24 protein-coding genes are annotated in these 24,609 nt (G+C 66.2%); 20 read left to right on the forward strand and 4 right to left on the reverse strand.

Going from position 1 to position 24,609, the window contains the following annotated elements; translation table 11 throughout:
- Window positions 1-22: 22 nt before the first annotated feature.
- On the reverse strand, window positions 23-547 hold the full coding sequence (locus tag DOL89_RS03740) for a cold-shock protein (RefSeq protein WP_225889872.1): 525 nt from the start codon (window positions 545-547) through the stop codon (window positions 23-25).
- A gap of 278 nt (window positions 548-825) precedes the next feature.
- On the opposite strand from DOL89_RS03740, the gene DOL89_RS03745 reads away from it, so the two are divergent.
- The 10 genes from DOL89_RS03745 (at window position 826) to DOL89_RS03785 (ending at window position 12,087) form a co-directional block, all read left to right on the forward strand.
- Window positions 826-2,541 carry a long-chain-fatty-acid--CoA ligase gene (locus DOL89_RS03745; protein WP_119677935.1) on the forward strand — a complete coding sequence of 572 codons (1,716 nt, stop codon included), beginning with the start codon at window positions 826-828 and terminating at the stop codon, window positions 2,539-2,541.
- 36 nt (window positions 2,542-2,577) lie between these two features.
- Window positions 2,578-3,150, forward strand: coding sequence for a hypothetical protein (locus DOL89_RS03750; protein WP_119677936.1), 573 nt, complete (start codon window positions 2,578-2,580; stop codon window positions 3,148-3,150).
- An 80-nt stretch (window positions 3,151-3,230) separates the two neighbouring features.
- Window positions 3,231-4,247 (forward strand): S41 family peptidase, encoded by a 1,017-nt coding sequence (locus DOL89_RS03755; protein WP_119677937.1) that lies wholly within the window; start codon window positions 3,231-3,233, stop codon window positions 4,245-4,247.
- Between the two features lie 65 nt (window positions 4,248-4,312).
- On the forward strand, window positions 4,313-5,230 hold the full coding sequence (locus DOL89_RS03760; protein WP_119677938.1) for a ribokinase: 918 nt from the start codon (window positions 4,313-4,315) through the stop codon (window positions 5,228-5,230).
- A gap of 110 nt (window positions 5,231-5,340) precedes the next feature.
- Complete coding sequence (locus DOL89_RS03765) at window positions 5,341-6,906, forward strand: peptide MFS transporter (protein WP_119677939.1); 1,566 nt, start codon at window positions 5,341-5,343, stop codon at window positions 6,904-6,906.
- Window positions 6,907-7,149: 243 nt separating this feature from the next.
- Window positions 7,150-9,375, forward strand: a complete 2,226-nt coding sequence (locus DOL89_RS03770) for a TonB-dependent receptor plug domain-containing protein (RefSeq protein WP_119677940.1) — start codon at window positions 7,150-7,152, stop codon at window positions 9,373-9,375.
- Window positions 9,376-9,398: 23 nt separating this feature from the next.
- Window positions 9,399-10,754: a phytase gene (locus DOL89_RS03775; RefSeq protein WP_162937312.1), complete on the forward strand. Its 1,356-nt coding sequence runs from the start codon at window positions 9,399-9,401 to the stop codon at window positions 10,752-10,754.
- A 96-nt stretch (window positions 10,755-10,850) separates the two neighbouring features.
- Window positions 10,851-11,051, forward strand: coding sequence for a hypothetical protein (locus DOL89_RS24745; RefSeq protein ID WP_162937313.1), 201 nt, complete (start codon window positions 10,851-10,853; stop codon window positions 11,049-11,051).
- 40 nt (window positions 11,052-11,091) lie between these two features.
- Window positions 11,092-11,424, forward strand: coding sequence for a polyhydroxyalkanoic acid system family protein (locus DOL89_RS03780; RefSeq protein WP_119677942.1), 333 nt, complete (start codon window positions 11,092-11,094; stop codon window positions 11,422-11,424).
- Window positions 11,425-11,484: 60 nt separating this feature from the next.
- Window positions 11,485-12,087: a class I SAM-dependent DNA methyltransferase gene (locus tag DOL89_RS03785; protein ID WP_119680225.1), complete on the forward strand. Its 603-nt coding sequence runs from the start codon at window positions 11,485-11,487 to the stop codon at window positions 12,085-12,087.
- 32 nt (window positions 12,088-12,119) lie between these two features.
- Here DOL89_RS03785 and DOL89_RS03790 read toward each other — a convergent pair whose 3' ends face one another.
- Window positions 12,120-13,508 (reverse strand): ribonuclease J, encoded by a 1,389-nt coding sequence (locus DOL89_RS03790; RefSeq protein WP_162937314.1) that lies wholly within the window; start codon window positions 13,506-13,508, stop codon window positions 12,120-12,122.
- Between the two features lie 373 nt (window positions 13,509-13,881).
- Between DOL89_RS03790 and egtB the strand changes: the two genes are divergently transcribed.
- The 9 genes from egtB (at window position 13,882) to DOL89_RS03835 (ending at window position 22,583) form a co-directional block, all read left to right on the forward strand.
- Window positions 13,882-15,150, forward strand: a complete 1,269-nt coding sequence (gene egtB / locus DOL89_RS03795; protein ID WP_119677944.1) for an ergothioneine biosynthesis protein EgtB — start codon at window positions 13,882-13,884, stop codon at window positions 15,148-15,150.
- 13 nt (window positions 15,151-15,163) lie between these two features.
- The gene (gene egtD / locus DOL89_RS03800) at window positions 15,164-16,156 is read left to right on the forward strand and encodes an L-histidine N(alpha)-methyltransferase (RefSeq protein WP_205574633.1); all 993 of its coding nucleotides are present in this window, start codon (window positions 15,164-15,166) and stop codon (window positions 16,154-16,156) included.
- Window positions 16,157-16,266: 110 nt separating this feature from the next.
- Window positions 16,267-17,661 (forward strand): adenylate/guanylate cyclase domain-containing protein, encoded by a 1,395-nt coding sequence (locus tag DOL89_RS03805; RefSeq protein ID WP_119677945.1) that lies wholly within the window; start codon window positions 16,267-16,269, stop codon window positions 17,659-17,661.
- A 71-nt stretch (window positions 17,662-17,732) separates the two neighbouring features.
- Window positions 17,733-18,920, forward strand: a complete 1,188-nt coding sequence (locus tag DOL89_RS03810; RefSeq protein WP_119677946.1) for a vWA domain-containing protein — start codon at window positions 17,733-17,735, stop codon at window positions 18,918-18,920.
- 58 nt (window positions 18,921-18,978) lie between these two features.
- Entirely contained in the window at window positions 18,979-19,236 is a 258-nt protein-coding gene (locus tag DOL89_RS03815; RefSeq protein ID WP_162937315.1) for a type II toxin-antitoxin system Phd/YefM family antitoxin, read from the forward strand.
- A gap of 6 nt (window positions 19,237-19,242) precedes the next feature.
- Window positions 19,243-19,683 carry a type II toxin-antitoxin system PemK/MazF family toxin gene (locus DOL89_RS03820; protein WP_119677948.1) on the forward strand — a complete coding sequence of 147 codons (441 nt, stop codon included), beginning with the start codon at window positions 19,243-19,245 and terminating at the stop codon, window positions 19,681-19,683.
- Window positions 19,684-19,818: 135 nt separating this feature from the next.
- Window positions 19,819-21,276 carry an NADP-dependent isocitrate dehydrogenase gene (locus tag DOL89_RS03825; protein WP_119677949.1) on the forward strand — a complete coding sequence of 486 codons (1,458 nt, stop codon included), beginning with the start codon at window positions 19,819-19,821 and terminating at the stop codon, window positions 21,274-21,276.
- A 243-nt stretch (window positions 21,277-21,519) separates the two neighbouring features.
- The gene (locus tag DOL89_RS03830) at window positions 21,520-21,879 is read left to right on the forward strand and encodes a GcrA family cell cycle regulator (protein ID WP_119677950.1); all 360 of its coding nucleotides are present in this window, start codon (window positions 21,520-21,522) and stop codon (window positions 21,877-21,879) included.
- A gap of 134 nt (window positions 21,880-22,013) precedes the next feature.
- Window positions 22,014-22,583 (forward strand): ferritin-like domain-containing protein, encoded by a 570-nt coding sequence (locus DOL89_RS03835; RefSeq protein WP_119677951.1) that lies wholly within the window; start codon window positions 22,014-22,016, stop codon window positions 22,581-22,583.
- 9 nt (window positions 22,584-22,592) lie between these two features.
- On the opposite strand, the gene DOL89_RS03840 is transcribed toward DOL89_RS03835, so the two are convergent.
- Entirely contained in the window at window positions 22,593-22,862 is a 270-nt protein-coding gene (locus DOL89_RS03840) for a hypothetical protein (RefSeq protein ID WP_119677952.1), read from the reverse strand.
- A gap of 148 nt (window positions 22,863-23,010) precedes the next feature.
- Between DOL89_RS03840 and DOL89_RS03845 the strand changes: the two genes are divergently transcribed.
- The gene (locus DOL89_RS03845) at window positions 23,011-23,226 is read left to right on the forward strand and encodes a hypothetical protein (RefSeq protein ID WP_119677953.1); all 216 of its coding nucleotides are present in this window, start codon (window positions 23,011-23,013) and stop codon (window positions 23,224-23,226) included.
- Between the two features lie 74 nt (window positions 23,227-23,300).
- On the opposite strand, the gene DOL89_RS03850 is transcribed toward DOL89_RS03845, so the two are convergent.
- Window positions 23,301-24,518, reverse strand: coding sequence for an NADP-dependent isocitrate dehydrogenase (locus DOL89_RS03850; RefSeq protein WP_119677954.1), 1,218 nt, complete (start codon window positions 24,516-24,518; stop codon window positions 23,301-23,303).
- Between the last annotated feature and the right edge of the window lie 91 nt (window positions 24,519-24,609).

Genomic DNA, 24,609 nt, shown 5'->3' on the forward strand with positions numbered 1-24,609 from the left:
ACTCTCGACACGGAGTTCCGCTCTACGCCAGCTCCACCCATGTGGCCTCGCGGCCCTTGGCGCTGGCGACGACCTTCATGAGCACGCGCTGGTCGCTTTCCAGCGGGCCCAGACCGCAGCGGCGGAGCGTGTTCATGTGGACGAACACGTCCTTCTCCCCATCGTCGGCGAGGACGAAGCCGAAGCCCTTGTCGGTCTTGAACCATTTGACGGTGCCCACCAGCTCCGTCTCCGGGCCGCCGGGCATCTCGAAGGCGGGGCGTTCATGTCGTCCGGTCGGGGCGGACACGCCGCCCTTCACCTCCAGGATGCGGAGCACCTGCGGACCCTTGGGGCCGGGACCGATCACGCAGATCATCTCCGCCCCCTCCGGCACCTCGGCCACTCCGGCCCGGCTTAAAACGCTGGCATGCAGGAAGGCGTCCTGACCGCCATCGTCCGGCGATACGAACCCGAATCCCTTGACGGCGTTGAACCATTTTACCCGGGCCAGGCCGGGCAGCGTGTCGCCCATGCTGGGCGCGTAAGAGAAATCATCCCGCGACACGGCATTTCCCCCGTGATCGATCCCCATGGCCGGGTGCCCACTGACTCCAGGCGTCAGACATGTCCGACGACCTGCCCCCGAGTCGGGAAGAAAGAATTGCACAATCTTGAAGCTCTGACCAGCAGGATGTTGCCCGCCCAGGTGGACCGGTGCTTGCGAAGTCTTCCGCCAAGGCTACGAAACTCTTGAGAATATTGGCGTGGTCGCCGATATAGATCGGATGACGGGTCGGCCGTGTGGACCGTACCCCAAACACGAAAACAGGTGGGGAGGGGGGAATGGCCGACACGGCTGCTCGTCCGGACATGGCACGCTCGGTGACGCATCCTTGGGAGAGGAGCTATCCCCCCGGCGTGACCTGGGACGTGCCGATTCCGCAACGTTCCATGGTCGACATGTTCGACGGCGCCGTAGCGAAGTTCGCGACCCGGCCCTGCATCGATTTCCTCGACAAGAAGTACAGCTATGCCGAGGTCGGCGGGCTGGTGGACCGGATTGCCAAGGGCCTGCAGGACATGGGCGTCCGGAAGGGCGACAGGGTCGGGTTGTTCCTGCCGAACACGCCTTATGCGGTACTGTTCTTCTACGGCATCCTGAAGGCCGGCGGCACCGTCGTGAACTTCAACCCGCTTTATGCAGAGCGGGAGATCGAGCAGATGATCGAGGACAGCGAGACCGAGATGATGGTCACGCTGGACCTGAAGGTCACCTTCGACAAGCTGGCGAAGATGATCGGGCGCACGCGGTTGCGCACCATCATCGCCTGCCCCATGGCCGGCATACTGCCCTTTCCGAAGAACTTTCTGTTCCCGCTGGTGAAGCGGAAGGAACTGGCGGATACGAGCGTGGTCTCCGCCCATGTGAAGCCGTTCAAGCAGATCATCGCCAATGACGGCCGCCCGGCATCCGTGACGGTTGATCCGGTCGAGGATGTGGCGGTTCTGCAGTATACCGGCGGCACCACCGGCGTCCCGAAGGGCGCCATGCTGACCCACGGGAATCTGTACGCCAACACCATGCAGGCGGCCCTGTGGTTCCCGGATGCGGAGGAGGGCAAGGAGCGCATGCTGGGCGTGCTGCCCCTGTTCCATGTCTTCGCGATGACATCGGTGATGAACTGGCCCCTGCTGAAGGGGGCGGAGATCGTGCTGCTGCCGCGCTTCGAGCTGGATCAGGTCATGCAGACCATCCACAAGAAGAAGCCCAGCCTGTTCCCGGCGGTCCCCACCATCTACACCGCCATCAACAATCACAAGGAGCGGGAGAAGTACGATCTCTCCTCCATCAAGTTCTGCATCTCCGGCGGGGCGCCGTTGCCGGTGGAGGTGAAGGCCCAGTTCGAGAAGGTCACCGGCTGCAAGCTGGTGGAGGGTTACGGCCTGTCCGAAAGCTCCCCCGTCGCCACGGTCAACCCGGTGCACGGCACCAGCAAGCCGGGTTCCATCGGCCTTCCTGTGCCCGGCACCATGATCGAGATCATGAGCCTGGAGGACCGGACCAAGCCGGTGCCCCAGGGCGAACGCGGCGAGATCTGCATCCGCGGGCCGCAGGTCATGAAAGGATACTGGAAGCGTCCGCAGGAAACGGCGGACACGCTGCTTGATGGCCGGCTGCACACCGGCGATGTCGGCTTCATGGACGAGGACGGTTTCACCTTCATCGTGGACCGGATCAAGGACATGATCCTGGCCGGCGGTTACAACGTCTATCCGCGCAATGTGGAGGAGGCGCTGTATCAGCATCCGGGCGTGGCGGAGTGCATCGTGCTGGGCGTGCCGGACCCCTATCGCGGACAGACGGTGAAGGCTTACGTCAAACTGCGCGACGGATACGCGCCGACGCCGGAGGAGTTGAAGGGCTTCCTCAAGGACAAGCTCAGCCCCATCGAGATGCCGAAGCAGTTCGAGTTCCGCGACGAACTGCCCAAGACCATGGTCGGCAAGCTGTCCCGCAAGGCCTTGCTGGATGAACTGGCCGAGAAGAAGGCGGGCTGAGGAATGGGCCGACCAGACCGCCGTTGCGGCGTTTCCATGCGACTGCCTCTTGCCGCATCATTGGCGTTGATTGCCGCCGCGGCGCAGGCCGCGCCGGCGGACGATTTCCTGGATGCGCTACGGCCCCTGTGCGGGCAGGCCTATGAGGGGCGGATCGCCGCGAACCAGCCTGCCAGCGCCAACGACCCGTTCGAGGGCAAGACGCTGGTCATGCATGTGCGGGAGTGCGGCCCGGACCAGATCAGGATTCCCTTCCATGTGGGTGAGGACCGGTCGCGCACCTGGGTGCTGACCCGCACGGAGGACGGCCTTCGCCTGAAGCACGACCACCGGCACGAGGACGGAAGCGAGGACAAGGTCACCCAGTATGGCGGCGACACGGCCGCCGAAGGGACGGCGAACCGCCAGGATTTCTCGGTGGACGACTTCTCCAAGGAGATGTTCGGCCGCGAGGGCCTCAATGTATCGCTGACCAATGTCTGGGCGATGGAGGTGGAACCGGGGAAGAGCTTCACCTATGAGCTGTCGCGGCCAGGCCGGCTGTTCCAGGTGGAGTTCGACCTGACGAGACCGGTTCCGCCGCCGCCCGCGCCCTGGGGACATCGCTGAGGCGAAACCGATCTGGTCTGACACACGTCGGCAATGTAGCTGTGGCACGGCATGCGCAATGTCCTGCCACGAGGTTCCGTATGCGCGCCTGGATCGCCGCTGCCGCCCTGCTCCCCATCCCGGTCGCCGTTGCATATTTCCTCTTCGCGCCGGCCGGCGCGGTTGAGGGACCGGGGCCTGTCAGCCGGGTGGCGGCCGGCTATCTGTCCGATGCGCTGAAAGTGCTGGAGCGGAACCACGTGAACCGCGGTTCGGCGGACTGGGTGGAACTCAGGGCGCTGGCGATGCGGGAGGCGGACGGAGCCGCGACGCCCGCCGATACACACAAGGCGATCCGTGCGGTTCTGGAGCGGCTGGGGGAGAAGCACAGCCAGCTCTATGCCCCGCCGCCGCCCCGCTCACCCGAACCGGGCGCGGACGCGCCGCGGAAGCCGCTGCCCGAACCGCAGGGGCGGCTGATCGATGGGCGCTTCGGCCACGTCGCGGTCACCCGGTTCAACGGCAGCAGGGAGCAGGGGCTGCCCTATGCGGAGCGGCTTCGGGCCTTCATCGGCGAGTTCGACGCCGCAGGGGCCTGCGGCTGGATCGTTGACGTTCGGGGCAATGGCGGCGGCAATATCTGGCCGATGCTGGACGGTATCGGCCCGCTGCTCGGCGGGTCGAAGGTCCTGTCGTTCGACATCGCGGGCGATCAGGTCTACGACGTATTCTACAGGGACGGCGTTGCGGTGCAGGCGGGCGGCTGGGCGCCGCGAGCGCCATCCGGTCCCGCGGCCCTGCGCAATCCGGAGGCGCCGGTGGCCGTGCTGATGGACGGCGGCACGGCCAGTTCGGGTGAAGGCATCGTCATCGCGCTGGCCGGCCGCTCCAATGTCCGGACATTCGGACAGCCCACGGCCAATTACGTCTCCGTCAACAATGTCTTCCCGCTGGAGGATGGCGCCGCCCTGGCCGTGACCATGGGGTGGAACCGCGACCGGACCGGGCGCATCTACCGGACGGCCATCAATCCGGACGTGACCGTGGGGACGGAGGGAGAGGAGCCGGTTGCCACCGCGACGGCCTGGTTGGCGGAACAGCCGGCCTGCCGGAACTGACCGGCCATCTTCCCAGTTCCGGCCGGTTGGGCTAATGAGGATGCCGACAGGATAAAGGGAAGGCCATGCCCAAGGTCGTCATCGTCGGCTCCATCAATATCGACATCCTCTCCACCATGCAGCGCGCGCCCCGGCCGGGCGAGACGGTGAACGGCGACACGGTCGCGTTCATGCCGGGCGGCAAGGGCTTGAATCAGGCGGTGGCCTGCGCGCTCCAGAATGTCGAGACGGCCTTCGTCGGGCGGGTGGGGCAGGACGCCTTTGGCGATCAGGTGCTGGCCTTCTTCAAGGAACGTGGGATCGATGCGTCCGGCATCGTGCGCACGGCCACGCAGCCCACCGGCAATGCAATCATCTTCGTGGATTCCAAGGCGGAGAACTGCATCGTCGTGATCCCGGCTGCTAACCGGGAGGTGTGCCCGGAGGATGCGGCCGGCGTCGAGTTCGCCCCCGGCGACGTGGTGGTAAGCCAGTTCGAAGTGCCGCGCACCACTATCGCCGCCGTCTTCGCCCGCGCCCGCAAGGCCGGGGCCGTCACGGTGCTGAACGCGGCGCCGGCGCTGGACGACGCGCCTGACGCCCTCTGGCTCGATACCGACATCCTGGTGGTGAACGAGACGGAGCTGGGGCATTTCGCCGGTGTGGACGTTTCCGCCGACGCGCCGGTCGCGGAGGTGGGGAATGTCGCCCGCCATCTGATCCGCCGCCAGGGTCAGACGGTGATCGCCACGCTGGGAGGTCGCGGGGCCGTGGCAATCACAGAGGCCGGCGAGGTGCTGGTGCCCGGCCGCAAGGTCAAGGCGGTGGATACGACCGGCGCGGGCGACTGCTTCGTCGGCGCGCTCTGCGCGCGCCTGTCCGCGGGGGAAGGGATCGCCGACGCCATGCGCTATGCCGGCGTCGCAGCCTCCATTTCCGTTACCCGGATCGGCACCAGCACCTCCATGCCGGCTGCGGGCGAAGTGCGGGCGGAGCTGGGCTGATCCGGGGACGGCGCGCCGTCCCTCGTTACAAGCTGGTGACAAGGTTCCCTTACAAAGGCGGGGGGCGGCGTGCTATAGGCGCGGCTTTACCGAATCCAGTGCAGGGACCGATGGCAGTCTTCTCCTCAGACCCGGACCGCGGGTTCTTCGGGCATCCACGCGCGCTGATGCCCCTGTTCTTCACCGAGATGTGGGAGCGTTTCAGCTTCTACGGCATGCGCACGCTGCTGATCCTGTATCTCGTCTCCCACTTTGCTTTCCCGCGCGACCGCGCCTACGACACGATGTCGGCCTATCTGGCTCTGGTCTATCTGCTGCCGCTGTTCGGCGGTCTGATCGCCGACCGGCTGCTGGGCTACCAGCGGGCGGTGATGATCGGGGCCACGCTGATGCTGCTGGGCCATGTCGCCATGGCTTATGAAGGCGGCGGGGGCGAAGACCCCGTCGCCGTGGGCGTGATGTTCTTTGCCCTCGCCCTGCTGTCGGTGGGCAACGGCTTCATGAAGCCCAATATCTCCTCGATGGTCGGGAAGCTCTATGCGCCGGACGACCAGCGCCGGGATGCCGGCTTCTCCCTGTTCTACTTCTCCATCAACCTGGGCGCATTCGCCGCCACGCTGATCTGCGGCTGGCTGGGTGAGACTTATGGCTGGAGCTACGGCTTCGGCGCGGCCGCAATCGGCATGGGGCTGGGGCTGTTCGTGTTCCAGCGTTCGCGCCCGATGCTGCCGCCGGATGAGCTGGTGTCGATGGGAACGGGCGCCGCCCTGGCTGAGAAGCCGCGGGTGCCGGCCTGGATGTGGGCAGCGATTCCGGTCGCCGTGGCGGCCTCCTGGGGGCTGATGCAGCGGGCCGACATTGTCGGCTACCTGCTTGCCGTTTCGGCTTTCGTGATGATCGGTTGGGTCCTGGTGATGATGTTCACCAAGGCGACGCCGGTGGCACGCGACCGCATGATCGTGGCCCTGGTCCTTACGCTGTTCGCAATCTTCTTCTGGATGCTGTTCGACCAGTCGCCGGGTTCGCTGAAGCTGCTGGCGGACCATTTCGTGGACCGTCAGGGTTGGGCGGCCAGCCAGTTCGAGGCGCTGAACCCCATGTTCATCGTGCTCATGGCCCCGCTGATGGCAGGTATCTGGACGTTCCTGGCCGTCCGCGGCAAGGACCTGTCCCTGCCGGTGAAGTTCGCGCTGGGGCTTCTCTTCAACGGCGCCGCCTTCGGACTGCTGGTCATCGCCATGCAGGACCCGGAGAACGGCATGCTGATGAGCCTCTGGTGGCTGGTGCTGTTCTACTGGGTGCAGGCGATCGGCGAGCTGTGCCTTTCGCCCATTGGCCTGTCCATGATCACGCGGCTATCCATGCCCGGCACCACCGGCGTGATGATGGGGATCTGGTTCCTGTCCACCGCCGGCGGCGCATGGCTGGCGGGACAGACGGCGAAATGGTTCTCCGCGCCGGAGGAGGTGACGGGGTTCGACGCCGCCTACGGCTTCACGGACCTGTTCTGGAACCTGTTCTGGCCGGCCTGCGTGGCGGGCGTCATCGTGCTTGCCCTGTCCCCGTGGCTGAAGCGGATGATGCATGTCGGGGTGGACACAACCGGCGTGCGGTCCGCCGGCCTGGATGAAGGCGTGCAGGCGGGCAATGTGGTGATGCGGCGCGGCGCCGAATAAGCCGGCTTCCAGCATCGGTCGGAAAAGGCCGCCGGGTTGTCCGGCGGCCTTTTTCATGTCCGTGGCCGGAGTTCCGGCCGTAACGAAAACTCATTCATCGCTTCACACGCCTGTCATGCGAGGGCCTTAAGCAGACGACCGTATGCATCGGGGGCGCGGAAAAGCGCGCAACGCCCGCCGGTGCCCTGCACGCCCTCCGCTCCGCCCCGGTTCCGGGCGCGGACCGCCATCACAGGACCGATCATGACGCCCAGGCACTGTCCGCGGCTGGCTGCCGCGCTGCTTCCTCTTTTCCTCGGCACCACCGCGCTGGCCCAGCCGGCCCAGGACGTCGTTGCCGTGGCCGAGCGGCAGGAGATCGAGGAGATCATCGTCAACGGCACCATCATGTTCCGCAACCGGGCGCCGGACCCCAATCCGGTGCTGTCCTACGACCTGGAGTATTTCCAGCGGTTCGAGCCGGTGTCTGTGGGCGAGATGCTGAAGCGGGTGCCGGGCGTCACCTTCGCTTCCGATGTGCTGGAATATGATGCGGCCCAGATGCGCGGCTTGCCGCCGGGCTATACCCAGGTGCTGATCAACGGGCGACGCGCGCCGGGCGGGGAGGCGGACCGCAGCTTCTTCGTGGACCGTATCCCGGCCGAGCTGGTTGAGCGGGTAGAGATCGTCCGCGCCCCGCGCGCCGATCAGCCCAGCGAAGGCGTGGCCGGCACGCTGAACATCATCACCAAGGACAGCGCCCGGTTCGAGGGCGGCTTCGCCAAGGTCGGCGGGCTGATCAACGAGGACGGCAAGGTGCGCCCTTCCGGCGCAATCGCCTATGCCGACACGCTGGACCGTGACGACACCTCCTACTGGGTGGCGCTGAATTACCAGGGCCGGCGGAACCCGAAGGAAAAGGTGACGGACTTCTTCGGCGGCGAGTTCGAGGAGTTCACCGGGCGCGAACTGCAGGAGGATACACGCGACGGCGTCGACATCTCTGCCAATGGCGAGCTGGTGACGGCGCTGGGCGCAGGGTCATTGCGTCTGTCGGGCCTGATCGTGGACACCGACCGAGACGAGGACGAGACCTCCCTGGTCTATGAGGGGCCGAGCCCGGACGAGCTGGAGCTGGACGAGGTGGAGGTCCAGCGCGAGCGGATCGGCCAGCGGACCTACGCGCTGGGTGCGGAGACGGAGTTCCCGCTGGCCGGCGGCGAGATTGCCCTGATCGCCGGCTGGTCCGGCTACCGCGAGGACACCGACGCCGAGGCGGACGAGGGCGACACGGTGCCGGAAGCGGAGCTTGTCGAGCGCGAAACGCTGAACATCGACGATGACGAATTCACCGGCACGCTGAGCTACCGCTTCGGCGCCGGCCGCATCAGCACCAAGGTCGGCATGGACCTGCTCTACAAGCAGCGGGACAGCGCCCTGCGCACCTTCGAAATCGAGGATGGCGAGGAGGAGGAGGAGACCCCGCCCGGCGCCATCTTCACCATCGAGGAAACCCGCGTCGATCCCTATGCCCGCTTCTCCATCGATCTGACGGACCAGCTCCTCCTTGATGCCGGCGCGCGGTATGAGATCACCAGTCGCGACGTGGAGAGCGAGGGCGACAGCGGCTCCTACGACGTGAAGAACTTCAACCCCTCCGCCCACCTCCGCTATAGCCCGACGGAGGAGGACCGGTTCCTGCTTTCCGTTGCGCGCACCGTGCGGCGGCCCGACTACGACCTGCTGGCCCCGTACCGCCAGGAGGAGGAGCCGGCCGACGAGGATGAGCTGATCGGCAATCCACGCCTGAAGAACGAGACCGCCTGGGGCGTGGATGTGGGCTATGAGCACCAGATCGGCCGGCGCGGCATCTTCGGCGTCAACCTGTTCTACCGCGACGTCACCGACGTGATCGAGCTGGTGAATACGGGCGAGGATACGGAGGCTGGCGGCAGCGTTTACGAGGCCGCCAATATCGGCGACGGCGAGACCTGGGGCGTGGAGTTCGATCTGTCCCTGCCGCTGGACTTCGCCGGCCTGCCGGATACCGGTCTGTTCGCCAACTACACCTGGCTGGATAGCTCCATCACCGACCCCTTCACCGGGGAGGACCGGCGGTTCAACAATCAGCCGGCACACGTCTACAATGTCGGCTTCATCCAGACCATCCCGAGCTGGGATGCGAGCTTCGGCGCCTCCCTGTCCGGCCGCAGCGACGCGACCGAGTCCTCGCTGGACGAGACTGTCGAGCTGCGCTACGGCCAGGATCTGGAGGCCTTCGTGGAGAAGCGCTTCGCCGACCGCTACGTGCTGCGCTTCACCGCCAGCAACCTGCTGGATCGCAAGAAGGAGGAGGATTTCCGCTTCTATGACGGCGATTCGGTGGATGAAATCCTGGCCGCCCGCGCCGCCGGCGAGGTGGACGAATCGGAGCTGGAAAGCGAACGCTCCGGCATCCTTTTCCAGGTGACCCTGCGCGCCGCATTCTGATGTTCGAGCATAGGAAAGTACCGATGACCCGCCAGACCCTATCCGCCGCCGCCGCACTCGCACTTCTGTTGCTGGGCGGGACCGCCTGTGCCGCACCGCCGGCGGAGGTCGCCACCGTGCGGCCGGCGCTGGAGACCGGGCCCGGCATGCCGGACACGGCGGAGGATGGCGATGCGGACGATCCCGCCGTCTGGCTGCATCCGACCGATCCGGCGAAAAGCCTGGTCATCACGGCCGTGAAGGATGCCGGCCTGCGGGTCTACGACCTTCAGGGCCGGCTGGTGCAACGGATCGATCCGGCGCCTGCCGGGGCGGATGGGCTGGCCGGACGCTACAACAATGTGGACGTGGCCTATGGGCTGGCGCTGCCGGGCGGCGGCGCCATGGATGTGGCGGTGGCCAGTGACCGCGGCCGCGACCGCATCATGGTCTGGCGGATCGATCCGGCGGCGCAGGGTGTTCCGCTCACCGACGTCACCGATCCGGAGCAGCCGCAGGTGTTCCCCACCCGGCGCGCCGCGGACGGGTCGGGAGAGGTGCCGAATCCCGCAACGGACCAGCACAGCGCTTATGGCCTGACCACTTGGAAGGGGCCGGACGGGCACCGCGCCATTGTGGCCCAGCGCAACGAAGCGCGGCTGGTGGAACACCGGCTGGTGGTCAATGCCGACGGAACGGTCGGCCATGAACGGCTGCGCCACTGGGACTTCCCCTACAGTCACCGCGGCCAGGACCTGACCATCGAAAGCGAAACCGATCCCGCCCTGGACTGGGCGGCCCAGTTCGAGGGGCTGGCGGTGGACCAGGAGCGCGGCATGCTGTTCGCCGGGCAGGAGGATGTCGGCCTCTGGCGCATCGACCTGACAACCGGCAAGGCGGACGACAAGCCGTTCTATGAGACCCGCGGCTCGGCCAAGAGCTCCTTCAACGTGGAGGAAAGCCGGGTGGTGCGGGATGTGGAGGGGCTCACGCTCTATTACGGGCCGGACGGAAGCGGCTATCTGCTCGCCTCCAGCCAGGGCGATGCCCATGGGGACGAGAAGGCGCCCGATCCGTCCGGGCTGGACGATACCTTCGCCGTGTTCGAGCGGGGCGGGGAGAACCGCTATCTCGGCTCCTTCCGCATCGTCGCTGCCGACGGCGTGGACGGCGTGCAGGAGTGTGACGGGGCCGAGGTGGTGAGCTTCGGGCTGCCGGGCTTCCCGAACGGGCTGCTGGTGGTTCAGGACGGCTATAATGACGACCTGAACGACATGTCCGGAGAGCCCTCGGCCACCAACTTCAAATATGTGGACTGGCAGGCGGTCGCCGGTAGCTTCAAGGAGCCGCTGATGGTCACGCCGGGCGCTTGGGACCCGCGAAAGGGCGCGGCACGCTGACCCGACAGGCGGAAGCTCGGAACCAGGGGCGGGAGCGGCGGCGGGCCGCTTCCGCCCTTTTTGTTTCCGGCATGTTCGTGCCGCCATTGATCACAGGTGAAGAGCAGCGGCCGACATGAGCGGATGGAACCCGGCGAGCGGATTTCCGGTTCTTCTAACACCCGCACCCTGGGCGATCGGCGCCGACTGGACCGGGATAACAAAAGGGAGTCAATCAACATGGGGCGTAGCATCTTCTACATCATCGGCGTGGTCGTGGTGGTGGTCGTCATCCTGTCGCTGCTTGGCGTCGTCTGACATCCGCCAGGAAATCGCTTTCGGGGAAGGGAGCAGGGGCATGGCCGTAGGCAGGCCGGTAACCGTCACCATCCCGCACCAGTTGGGCCGGGCGGAAGCTCGGCGTCGGCTGGAAGGGGCGGCGGGGCAGATCCGCTCCCAACTCTCCGGCATCGCAACGGTCGAGGATGAACAGTGGGTCGGCGACACGCTGACCTTCCGTATCACCGCAATGGCCCAGAGCGTTTCTGGCCGCATCGACGTGATGGAGGAGCAGGTCGCTGTGGAGGTCCGGCTCCCCTGGATGCTGGCCATGCTGGCGGAAAAGCTGAAAGGCAAGATCAGCCGGCAGGGAAGCGTTCTTCTTGAGGATAAGCGGCCCGACCGGGCCTGATCCGGGACAAGATAGTCGGGCAGACTTGCCACAATGCCGGTCGCGGGCGATCATCGCCGCATGGACGACCCCTCAGCTCAGATCACCGATCTTTACCAGCGGCATGCCCGTGAATGGGATTCAGACCGGGGCCGAAGCCTGTTCGAAAAGGACTGGCTGGACCGGTTCCTGTCCGGTCTGCCGCCGGGCGGGAGCATTCTCGATCTTGGCTGCGGTTCGGCCGAGCCCATGGCCCGCTATATCATCGGACAAGGCTTCCGGGTGACGGGCGTGGATGCCGCGCCAAGCCTGATCGACCTGTGCAAGAGCCGGTTTTCCGATCAGGAATGGATCGTCGGCGACATGCGGAGCCTGTCACTGGGACGGAGCTTCGACGGCATCCTGGCCTGGGACAGCTTCTTCCATCTCCGCCACGAAGATCAGCGGAGGATGTTCGACATCTTCCGCCGACATGCGCAGCCCTCGACCGTACTGATGTTCACCAGCGGCCCGTCCCACGGGGAGGCTATCGGAACCTACCGGGGCGAGCCCTTGTACCACGCCAGCCTTGATCCGGAGGAATATCGCCGGCTCCTCGCGGAGCACGGGTTCAGCGTGGCGGAGCATGTCGTCGAGGACCCGGATTGCGGCGGCCACACGATCTGGCTCGCGCGCTCCCGGTAGATCACTGGGGTAGGGGAAGGAGGCGACGGCGCTCAGGCCGTCGCCGTCTTGGCCCGGTAGGGCACCCGGTTGCCGTTCTCGTCGTTCGAGAGATGCAGCTTCGGGGCATCCACACGGCCCAGCACGCGCGCACCACCCTGTGCAAGCCGGATCACCTCCGCCTCTTCCGAGACGATGGCGGCCTCCACCCCGGCCCCGCGGGCCAGACGGGCATGGGCCGTCAGATGCATTTCCGTGCCGTGGACCGGCATGGCGAAGCGGGGACGAACCAGGCTGTACAGCTCCCGCAGCTCGTTCGCCCCTGGATGGCCGGAGACGTGGAGCGGGAAGCCGTCAATGGTGTCGGCGCCCATCAGCACCTCCACCCCGCGGGCGCGGAGTGCGGAGCAGACCTTCTCCACCGCCTCCTCGTTGCCGGGGATGACGCGGGTGGAGAGAACCACCGTGTCGCCCCGCCCGAAGCTGGGAAGGCGGCGGTCACCGCGTGCCAGCTTGGCAAGGGCGGCATTCTCCTCACCCTGGCCGCCGGTGCAGACCAGGGCCGTCTGCGCCCGGTCCAGACCGCGGAGGTGGGACGGCTCGGCCAGGAACTCCGGAACATCGTCCAGCAGACCCAGACCGCGCGCATTCTCCTGCGAATTACGCATGGAGCGGCCGGTGATCGCGACGTGGCGGCCGGATGCCGTCGCCGCCACCGCGGCCGACGCCATGCGGGCCACGTTGGTGGAGAAGCAGCAGATCGCGACCTGACCCTTGCGGCTGGCGAAGAGGCGCATGAACGCCTCCCGCACCATCGCTTCGGAGGTGATCTCCAGATCTTTGTGCGCGTTGGTGCTGTCACACACCATCGCCAGGACGCCGGCGTCGCCGATCTCCCGCAGAGCGTCGAAATCCGTCGGCTCCCCGACCATGGGGGCCGGGTCGAACTTCCAGTCGCCGGTGTGCAGCACCGTACCGGCCTCGGTCCCGATGGCGAGGGCCACGGGTTCCGGCACCGAGTGCGTCATCCGCACGGAGCGGATCTTGAACGGCCCGATCTCGAAGCTGCCGCCGACCGGGTAGCTGTTCAGCTCCACCTCGTCCAGCGTGCTGGCTTCCTCCAGCCGCCGCTCAAGGGCGCGGCAGGCGAAGGGGGTCGCCCAGATCGGGCAGTTGATGGCATAGGGCCACAGGCGGTCGATCGCGCCGATATGATCTTCGTGCGCGTGGGTGACCACAAGGCCCAGAAGCTTGTCGGCGATGGGCGCCAGGAAGGCCGGGTCGGGAACGATGGCGTCCACGCCCTCCATCTCCTCCTCGGGGAAGGACATGCCGGCATCCACCAGCAGCCAGGCGCCATCGTGCCCGTACAAGGTCCAGTTCATGCCGATGCGGCCCAGACCGCCCAACGGCACGACAAGCACTTCGCCGCGCGTCGGCACTGGCCAACGCATTCCGAAGTCGGTGTATCTGTGAAGGGGAACGACGGTGGCCCCCTGGGCGGCCTCGTCGCGATCTCGATCCGCGCTGGCCCGGCCTCCGGGCGTCGCGGCAGCGTCTTGGAAAGAGACGCGGATTTGTTCGTCTGTCATTCGTAACAGACATATAGCCCGCACAGACGCTTATCACAAGCCGCAAGCTCTGCTGAAAATGCATTGCCGCCCGTTTGCGTGCGGTGCCGCTCCCTCGAAATACCGACGCCCTTCACGATAGGGGCTAACCACCATGTTCCTGGGAAATGAGGGCCGGGAAGGTCGCCCGGCGCTGCGGAACGTTTATGTTCATGTGCGCCCTTGCCCTAAGACCGGAGGCTTCATGCCGGACAGCCTGTATCCAGCCGCCAACCCTCCTGCCTTGGCCGAGCGCCTTGCGCAGGTGCGGGCCCGCAGCCTGGCCCTGGCCGAAGGTCTGTCACCGGAGGACATGGTGGTCCAGTCCATGCCGGATGCCAGCCCGGTGAAATGGCATCTGGCCCATACGACATGGTTCTTCGAGACCTTCGTGCTCGGCCCCCAGGCGGGGCAGCCGCCGCTCCGGCCGGAGTGGGGATATCTGTTCAATTCCTATTACGAGGCTGCGGGTCCCCGCCATCCACGCCCTCGACGCGGTCTGCTGACCCGCCCGCCAGTGGCGGAGGTGCTGGAGTGGCGTTCCCTGGTGGACCGGCGGCTCATGGATTTCCTGGCGCAGGACCCGTCCGCCGAAGCGCAGGCCCTGATCGAACTCGGCCTGAACCATGAGCAGCAGCATCAGGAACTGATCCTGACCGACCTGAAGCACCTTCTGTCCGGCAACAGCCTTATGCCGGCCTACCGGGAACGGCCGGAGCAGGAGCCGTCGCCGGCGCCGCCGCTGGGCTGGGCGGAGCATCCCGGCGGGCTGGCGGAGATCGGCTGGGACGGAAAGGGATTCGCCTTCGACAATGAGGGCCCGCGGCACAAGGTCTGGCTGGAGCCCTTCGCCATCGCCGACCGGCCGGTGACCTGCGGCGAGTGGCTGGCCTTCATGGCCGACGGCGGTTACCGCGATCCATCCCTGTGGCTGTCGGACGGCTGGGCCGCGGTTCGGGCGGAAGGCTGGGAGGCGCCGGCCTATTGGCGGCGGGATGAGGATGGCGGCTGGGTTCAGTTCACCCTGGCGGGGGAGCGGCCGGTGAACCAGGCCGAACCGGTGGCCCATGTGAGCCTGTACGAGGCGGACGCCTTCGCCCGCTGGGCCTCCGCGCAATGGACGGGCGCCCGCCTTCCCACTGAAGCGGAGTGGGAAATGACGGTCGGCGGACGCAAGCCCACCGGCGGCTTTGCCGATGCATGGCGTTTCCACCCCCAGCCGCTCACCGGTCCCTCCTGGTGGGGGGAGGTCTGGGAATGGACCGGCTCCGCTTATCTGGCCTATCCCGGCTTCCGCCCGGCCGAAGGGGCGGTGGGGGAATATAATGGCAAGTTCATGAGCGGGCAGATGGTGCTGCGCGGCGGGTCCTGCGCCACGCCCGAAGGGCATGTCCGCCCAACCTATCGGAACTTCTTCCCGCCAGCGGCGCGCTGGCAGTTCAGCGGCCTGCGACTGGCCCGCGACCTGGAATAGGGAGCCTTACCGCATGTCCGCAGCTACCCGCCCGCCGGCCGCCCGGTCCGCCTTCATGGACCTCGCGCCGGAGGTGGAGAACTTCCGCGATGCCGTGCTGGCGGGACTGTCCCGCCGGCCCAGGGCGGTGCCGGCCAAGTTCTTCTATGACGCCGAAGGGTCGCGCCTGTTCGACCGGATCACCGAACTGCCAGAGTACTATCCGACACGCACCGAAATCGGCATCCTTGATCGTTACGGACCCGAAATGGCTGACATGTTCGGCGCCGGGGTGCAGCTCGTCGAGCTCGGAAGCGGGTCGTCAGTGAAGGTGCGGCTGCTGCTGGACCGGCTGACCGCGCCGGCCGGCTATGTCGGGATCGACATCAGCCGCGACCATCTCCGCGAAGCCTGTGAGCGGCTGGCCGAGGACCATCCCGGCCTGGAGGTTCTGGCGCTCTGCGCCGATTATATGGGGGAGGTGGCGGTGCCCCCGCCCTCCAGCGGGCTGCCGCGGCGGCGCGTCGCATTCTTCCCCGGCTCTACCATCGGAAATCTGACGCCGGGGGAGGCGGAGGCGTTCCTGGCGCGCTGGCGGACTTGGCTGGCCGACGACGATGTTCCTGGCGGGATGCTCGTGGGGGTGGACCTGAAGAAGGACCCCGACATCCTCCACGCCGCCTATAATGACGCGGCCGGAGTAACGGCGGCGTTCAACCTGAACCTTCTGGCCCGGATCAACCGTGAGCTGGAGGGTACGTTCGACCTCTCCGCCTTCCGGCACAGGGCGTTCTACAACGCGGAGAAGGGGCGGATTGAAATGCATCTGGAATCGGCGCGCGATCAGATCGCCATGGTGGCCGGCCGCCGCTTCGCCTTCACGGCGGGAGAGACCATCCACACCGAGAACTCGTACAAGTACGACCTGCCGGAGTTCCAGGCCCTGGCCGTCCGCGCCGGATTCACGCCAGCTCGGGTCTGGACCGACGAGGACAGGCTTTTCAGCGTCCATTGGCTTGAGGCCTGAGCGCGCTGCGCATAGAAAAGCCCTACCCCGCAATTTCCGGCCCAACATTCGCCCACTTTCCAGGTGAGGTGATGTGATAGGAATCCGGATCGGAAAGATGGGGGGAGGTCATGGCGCCAACGCTGGCGGGTCGGCAGGATGCGCGCCTGGAACAGGCCTTCCTGCGCGAGCAGCGCGACGGTATCCGGATGGCGACCTTCGCCCGGCTGATCACCCTTGGCGTGATCCTGGGCTGGGTCCTGGTCATCGACGTCAACCATGAGAACCTTGAAGGCTATCTGGTCGCAGCACTGCTGGCCTTGTCCGGTCTTGCCATGTGGGGCGTCAGCCGCATGCCCTTCTACCGCACCTGGCATCTGTACCTGTTCGTGTTGCTGGACCATGCGCTGGTCGCCTACGCGTTCTCCACGCCCTGGATGATCGGCGGGGATGCGGTGCCGCTGGCGATGAATGTGCGCACCGTCTGGTTCGCCTTCTTCTTCATCTTCATCGCCGGCGCGGCCATCACCCAGACGCCCAGCGTGGTGGTGTGGAGCGGGGTGTCGGCCGCCATCTGCTGGTCGGCCGTGGTGCTGAAGGCGCTGGCACAGCCGGACAGCTTTGCCGTCGGCAACAAGGTCCTGCTCGACAATCCCAGTCTGGAGATGTTCCTGAGCGTCACGCTGGACCCGCATTATGTCGATCTGACCGGCTGGATCAGCCAGGTCCTGTTCATGATCCTGGTGTCGCTGACCCTGGCGGCGGCGGTGGGGCGGTCGCGCCGGTTGGTCGTCCGGCAGATCGCGACCGAGCGGGAGCGGGCGAACCTGGCCCGCTATTTCTCCCCCGACGTGGTGGATCGTCTCGCCTCCAAGGACAGCCCGCTGGCCCAGCCGACCCAGCGGCCGGTCGCCATCCTGTTCGCCGACATCGTGGGCTTCACGGCGCTCTGCGAGAATGCGCGGCCGCAAGAGGTGATCGAACTGCTGAGCGAGTTCCGTCAGCGCATGGAAACGGCGGTGTTCGAAAACCAGGGAACGGTGGACAAATATATCGGCGACTGCGTCATGGCCACCTTCGGCCTGCTCTCCGCGACGCCCGGCGACGCCGCCGCGGCCTTGTCCTGCGCCCGCGACATGCTGGACAGCGTGGATGAGTGGAACCGGGAACGCGCGGCGCAGGGGCTGCCTGCCGTGGATCTGGGCATCGGGGTGCATTACGGGCCGGTGACGGTGGGCGATATCGGCGGAGACCGACGGGTGGAGTTCACGGTGGTGGGCGACACGGTCAATGTCGCCAGCCGCCTGATGAGCCTGACCCGCCAGTTGGAGGCGCATCTCGTCATCTCCCACGATCTGGTGGAGGCGGCGAAGATCACCCTGGACGGGCAGGTGCTGGCGGATTTCGAGCGGGCGGACCCGATGACCCTGCGCGGGCGGGAAGGGGCCGTGGCCGTGTGGTACCACCGGCGCGGCGCCATGCCGGGCGCGCAGGAGCCGGGGATCGTGCTGGGCGCGGCCGAGTAGGCGGCCCGCCCTTCAACGGGGGCGACTTCCTCTGTTAAGCTCCCGGACCTCTTCGCGGAACGGGACGCACGATGTTCATCAGCTTCTTCTACGAGCTGCGCAAGGCGCAGGTGCCGGTCTCGCTCAAGGAGTATCTGGCGCTGATGGAAGCCATGCAGGCCAACATCGCCGGCTTCAGCGTGGAGGATTTCTATTACCTCTCCCGCGCCATCCTGGTGAAGGACGAGCGCAACCTGGACCGATTCGACCAGGTGTTCGGCCATGTCTTCAAGGGGCTGGAAGGGGAGGCGGCCACAGGGGAGGACCTTGCACGCGAGCTGCCGGAGGAATGGCTGCGCAAGCTGGCGGAGAAGTACCTGACCGAGGAGGAGAAGGCGCAGATCCAGGCGCTGGGCGGCTGGGACAAGCTGATGGAGACGCTGGCCCAGCGGCTGAAGGAGCAGCAGGGGCGGCACCAGGGCGGCAGCAAATGGATCGGCACCGCGGGCACCAGCCCGTTCGGGGCCTATGGCTACAATCCCGAGGGCGTCCGCATCGGCCAGCATGAGAGCCGGCATCGTCGCGCCGTGAAGGTCTGGGACAAGCGGGAGTTCCGGAACCTCGACGATTCGGTCGAACTCGGCACCCGCAACATCAAGGTGGCGCTCCGCCGGCTCCGCAAGTTCGCCCGGACAGGGGCGGCGGATGTGCTGGACCTGCCGGACACGATCCGCTCCACCGCCGCCAATGCCGGATATCTGGACCTGAAGATGGTGCCGGAGCGGCACAATGCGGTGAAGGTGCTGCTGTTCCTGGACGTGGGCGGCAGCATGGACGACCATATCCAGGTCTGCGAGGAGCTGTTCAGCGCCGCCCGCGGCGAGTTCAAGCACCTGGAATATTTCTACTTCCACAACTGCGTCTATGAGAGCGTGTGGAAGGACAATGCCCGCCGCAATGCGGAGCGGATCAGCACCTGGGATGTAATCCACACCTACGGCCCCGACTACAAGCTGGTCTTCGTCGGCGACGCCAGCATGAGCCCCTATGAGATCGTGCAGCCCGGCGGCAGCGTGGAGCATCTGAACCCGGAAGCCGGGCAGGTCTGGATGCAGCGCCTGCTGGCCCAGTACCGCCGCGCCATCTGGCTGAATCCCACCCAGGAACGCTACTGGGACTTCACCCACTCCATCGGCATGATCCGCCAGATCATGGAAGACCGCATGTACCCGCTGACCCTGCAGGGGCTGGATGCGGGAATGCGGGAGTTGAATCATTAGCGGGATTGTAGGGAAACCCGCTGTTCCGTATCATATGCGTGGTGTTACGGAGGATGCCATGCCCAATGCCAGTGCTGCGGATGTCGCCAAGAATTTCGGCGCCTATCGCGAGCAGGCCCAACGTGAGCCCGTCATCGTCACGCAATATGGCAAGCCATCGGTCGTGATCCTGTCGGCGGAGGAGTATGCGCGCCTTCAGGAGTTGGATCGGCGGATTCTCCGGCTGGAAGAGATGTCCGACGACGAGCTGGACGAGATGCTGACGGCGGAAATCCCGCCGGAGCACCGCTACTCCATCAATGATATCCCGGACTGACCGGCCGTGCCGCTGCCGCAAGCGCCTTTCCCAGGCTTGGTGGTGCGCTATGCGTTCCTGTGGTCGCACGAAGCCCGTAGCGGTCGCGAGCAAGGCGCAAAAGACCGCCCTTGCGTGATCGTGGTCGCGCGGCGGCGTCTTGCCGACGGGCGCTATCTGGTTCGGGTGGCGCCAATAACGCATCGGGAGTCTGATTCAGGGCGCGGCATTCCATTGCCGGTCAAGGTCAAGCGGCACCTCGGTCTGGATGCGGATGCATCCTGGGTGATCCTGGACGAGTTCAACCAGTTCATCTGGCCCGGCGTCGACCTGCGCCCCGTCTCCCATGAACGGCCCGGGGTCTGGACCTACGGCGTCCTACCGGAGGAGCTGTTTGCGGACATCCGGGCCATGGTGCGATCCATCATCGAAGGGCGACGTGCGTCCGTCATTCAGCGCGACGACTGAATTCGACGCACAGCGGCGCATGGCAGGCGGCCATCCCATGCCCCGCATGCGATTGAAAGAATTGGGCTTAGGGACTAGTCTGCCGCCCGCCCGATAAACCCCGCTGAATGGGGAGTGGCAGAAAGGACCCGAATTATGAGCACCGAAGCGATTCCGGTGACGATCGCCCGTGGCGACGGCATCGGTCCCGAGATCATGGATGCGACCCTGGAAATCCTCCAGGCCAGCGGCGCGAACCTCGCCTTCGAGGAAATCCAGATCGGCGAGAGCGTCTACAAGCGCGGCATCATGAACGGCATGGAGCCGTCCGCCTGGGAAAGCCTGCGCCGCACCAAGGTATTCCTGAAAGCCCCGATCACCACCCCGCAGGGTGGCGGCTACAAGTCCCTGAACGTGACGATCCGCGGCGCGCTGGGCCTGTTCGCCAATATCCGCCCCTGCGTCAGCTACCACCCGTTCGTGAACACGAAGCACCCGCAGATGGACGTGGTGATCGTGCGCGAGAACGAGGAGGACCTGTATGCCGGCATCGAGTACCGGCAGACCCAGGGCGTCACCCAGGCGGTGAAGCTGATCTCCCGCCCCGGCTCGGAAAAGATCATCCGCTATGCCTTCGAGTACGCCCGCGCCAACCACCGGCGCAAGGTCACGGCGTTCGTGAAGGACAACATCATGAAGATCAGCGATGGCCTGTTCCATCGCGTCTTCGATGAGATCGCGGCCGAGTATCCGGAGATCGAAGCCGAGACGATGATCATCGACATCGGCGCGGCCCGTCTTGCCGACACGCCGGAGCATTTCGACGTCATCGTCACGCTGAACCTGTATGGCGACATCATCTCCGACATCGCCGCCCAGATCACCGGTTCGGTCGGGCTTGCCGGCTCCTCCAACATCGGCGACCAGTGCGCCATGTTCGAGGCGATCCACGGCTCCGCCCCCACCATCGCTGGCAAGGGCATCGCCAACCCGTCCGGCCTGATCCTGGCCAGCGTCATGATGCTGGTCCATATCGGGCAGGCCGAGGCGGCGGAGAAGATCCATAATGCCTGGCTGAAGATGATCGAGGACGGCATCCACACCGTCGACATCTTCAAGCGTGGCGTCTCCAAGGCCCGAGTCGGCACCCGCGATTTCGCCGCCAACCTGATCGACCGGCTGGGCGAGCGTCCGACCACCCTGACCCCGGCCAGCTATCCGGTGGATGTGAAGGCGACCCTGACCGGCTTCGCGCTGAAGGAGGTCGTCCCGGCCGACAAGCGTCTGGTGGGCGTGGACGTGTTCCTGGACCATCGCGGCGGCAATGGCGACGAGCTGGCCGCCAAGGTCCAGCCGCTGGTGGGCGACGGGCTGAAGCTGGCGATGATCTCCAACCGCGGTCAGAAGGTGTGGCCGGAGGGCGTGGGCGAGACCTTCTGCACCGACCACTGGCGCCTGCGCGTCATGGGCGAGGGGAAGGATGCCCCCGTGCAGCCGGGCCGCATCGCCGAGCTGCTGGGCCGGCTGGGCGAGGGCGGGTTCGATGTCGTCCAGACCGCGAGCCTCTACACCTATGACGGTGCGCCGGGCTTCTCGCTGGCGCAGGGCCAGTAAACCCGCTGTCGGACTGGTTCCGAGGGACCGATTCGCCGAAATCGTAAGATTCAGAAACGGTCCCTCTACCCATCCCCTCGCAGGTTTGGTATCGTGCGTGTCATAGCGCCACAAGATGTTGTCACATTTGCTGTGGTCGCTTGTTTACATGGTTGCCGATCCCCCAAAGGTGCGGAAACGCTGGAAAGGCGGCCCGCACCCGTGGGGTTGTCACGGGAACCAGGGAGCTTGAAGGGGGCTTGAATGAGCTGGACGGACGAGCGGGTGGCAAAGCTGCGCGAACTCTGGGGACAGGGGATGAGCGCCAGTGAAATCGCCGATCTCCTTGGCGACATCACCCGCAACGCGGTAATCGGCAAGGCCCACCGGCTCGGCCTCTCTGGCCGGCCGTCGCCGATCAAGAAGAAAGAAACCAAGGGCGCGACGATCCTTTCGCTGACCGAGCGCATGTGCAAGTGGCCGGTCGGCGATCCGAAGAGCCCGGATTTCCATTTCTGCGGCAAGCAGGCCCATGCCGGCCTGCCTTACTGCGCAGAGCATGCGGCGCTCGCCTACCAGCCCGCCAAGCGGCGGGATGAGGAGCGGAAGGTCAGCGTCGCCTGAGCTTCCTACTGTTCGGCAGAACCCCGGCATTCCAGGTGCCGGGGTTTTTGCTGTTCATTGCCGACCTGATCCGGGAGCGTTCCCGCCGCTGCCCTGTTCCTTTGCAGACGCTCTGGAATCAAGGAGGCACAGGCATGAATGGGGATGCGGCCGTTCTGGCCCGGCTGAACGACCTGCTGCAACTGGAATGCGACGCGCTGGCCTCCTACCATCTGGCGATCACGTTGTTGCGGTCGCCGGAGCACCGCGCGCCCATGCAGGACTTCCTGGCCGACCATGAGCGGCATGTGCGCGACCTCACCGCCATGATCCATGGCCGTGGCAGCCTGGCGCTACGGCTGCCGCACATCCCCACCGGAATGTTCAAGGTGGCCGTTCAGGCCGCGGGCGCGCTGGGGGACGAGCGGGCGGTGCTGCTGGCCTTCCGGGCGAATGAGCAGCAGGCCAGGGACAAATATGCCCGCGAGGCCGGCATGAACCAGCCGCCGGAGGTCGCGGCCCTTCTCAGCCGGCATGCGGATGACGAGGCCAGACATTTCGACTGGGTCTGCGCCACGCTGGATCGGCTGGGCGTGGGAAGCGGCACGGCGGTGGGAACCGTGGTGGGCCTGTTCTCCAGCTTTCACGGCGCTGCCGCAAACGCGGTGGAGGCGGTGGGGCGCTGCGGCCTGGAAATGGCCTACCGCATGACGCGCCCCACCTGAGCCGATCGGTCAGCCCTTGCGGATGCCGGTGTCCTTGCTCTCGCCTCCATCCTGGGCGGGACGGGAATAGCGCGGCTCCGCCTCCGACTGGGCCTGGTCGGCATCGCCGGAGTGGCGGCGGCCGACTTCCCCGCCTTCGCGGGCGCGGCGGGCATGTTCCTCGGGCGTGCTGGACAGGCCGGCGAAGCCGCCGTCGGGCGCCTTGTGCAGGCCGTCCTTCGGCACATCCTTGCCGTCGCCGATGCCCTCGGAATGGGGCTGGTGGCCGGTGCGTGTCATCTGGACTCTCCTGTTCCGGTGGATGTGCGCTGCCAACAGGGGCGGGCCAAGGAGGTTGCCCCGCTGGCGGCCCGGAATGATCCGTAGCCTCCGCCGTTGATCCCTGTAGACCGACGCAAACCGAATCGGATGCCCGGAGGGAGAGATCATGCCGAACGACCAGAAGTCCCGTCCCGAGGAGCGCCCCGCGGAGAAACACACGGGTCAGGGCGACAAGCCGGGTGCGGGCGCCCAGCGCACGGACATGGATCACACGCCCGGCGACGGCACCCTGCAGGGCGCCACCCCGGCCGGCCTGACCGCCGATGAGCTGCGCAAGCGGGCGGAGGATACCGACCGCACGTCCGAACCGGGGACGGGCTGAACCCCTGGAAAGAAAACGGGCGGCACCCTCTGCGGCGCCGCCCGTTCCCGACCGGTCGGAAGGGGGAGTGGGGCTTAGAGCCCCATCTCCTTCTTCAGATTCTCGTCGATCTTGGCCAGGAAGTCCTGGGTGGTCAGCCAGGGCTGCTCCGGCCCGATCAGCAGGGCCAGATCCTTGGTCATGAAGCCGGCTTCCACCGTCTCCACGCAGACCCGCTCCAGCGTCTTGGCGAACAGGATGACTTCCGGCGTCTGGTCGAACTTGCCGCGATATTCCAGGCCCCGGGTCCAGGCGAAGATGCTGGCGATCGGGTTGGTGCTGGTCGGCCGGCCCTTCTGGTGCTCCCGGAAGTGGCGGGTCACGGTGCCGTGGGCGGCTTCCGCCTCCACCGTCTTGCCGTCGGGGGTCATCAGCACGGAGGTCATCAGACCCAGGCTGCCGAAGCCCTGGGCAACCAGATCCGACTGCACGTCGCCGTCATAGTTCTTCGCCGCCCAGACGAAGTTGCCGTTCCACTTCAGGGCGGAGGCGACCATGTCGTCGATCAGGCGGTGCTCGTAGGTGATGCCCTTCGCCTCGAACTGGTCCTTGAACTCGGCGTCGAACACTTCCTGGAACAGGTCCTTGAAGCGGCCGTCATAGGCCTTCAGGATCGTGTTCTTGGTGGACAGATAGACCGGATAGCCGCGCTGCAGGCCATAATTCATGCAGGCCCGGGCGAAGCCGCGGATCGATTCGTCCACATTGTACATGCCCATCGCGATGCCCGGCCCGTCGAAGTCGAAGACGGTGTGCCGGATGTTGCTGGTGCCGTCCTTGCTGGTGAAGGTGATGGACAGGCGGCCGGCGGACGGGATGATGAAATCGGTGGCCTTGTACTGGTCGCCGAAGGCATGGCGGCCGATCACGATCGGCGCCGTCCAGTTCGGAACCAGACGCGGCACGTTCTTGCAGATGATGGGCTCACGGAAGACGGTGCCGCCCAGGATGTTGCGGATCGTGCCGTTCGGCGACCGCCACATCTGCTTCAGGCCGAACTCCTCCACCCGCGCCTCGTCGGGGGTGATGGTGGCGCACTTCACGGCGACGCCGTACTGCTTCGTGGCCTCCGCGGCCTCCACAGTGACCTGGTCGTCGGTCTTGTCGCGGTTCTCAACGCCCAGATCGTAGTACTTCAGGTCCACATCCAGGTAGGGAAGGATCAGGCGGTCCTTGATGAACTGCCAGATCACGCGGGTCATCTCGTCGCCATCCATCTCGACGATCGGATTTACGACCTTGATCTTGGGCATAGGTTGCTCTCCCGGTGGTTCGGCCGCCGCGCTGACACCGGTGTCCGGAGGCAAAGGCGGGCCGTCAGGCTGGAAATCGGCGGTGACTATA

The sequence above is a fragment of the Indioceanicola profundi genome (assembly GCF_003568845.1).
In the GTDB taxonomy this organism is placed as follows: domain Bacteria; phylum Pseudomonadota; class Alphaproteobacteria; order Azospirillales; family Azospirillaceae; genus Indioceanicola; species Indioceanicola profundi.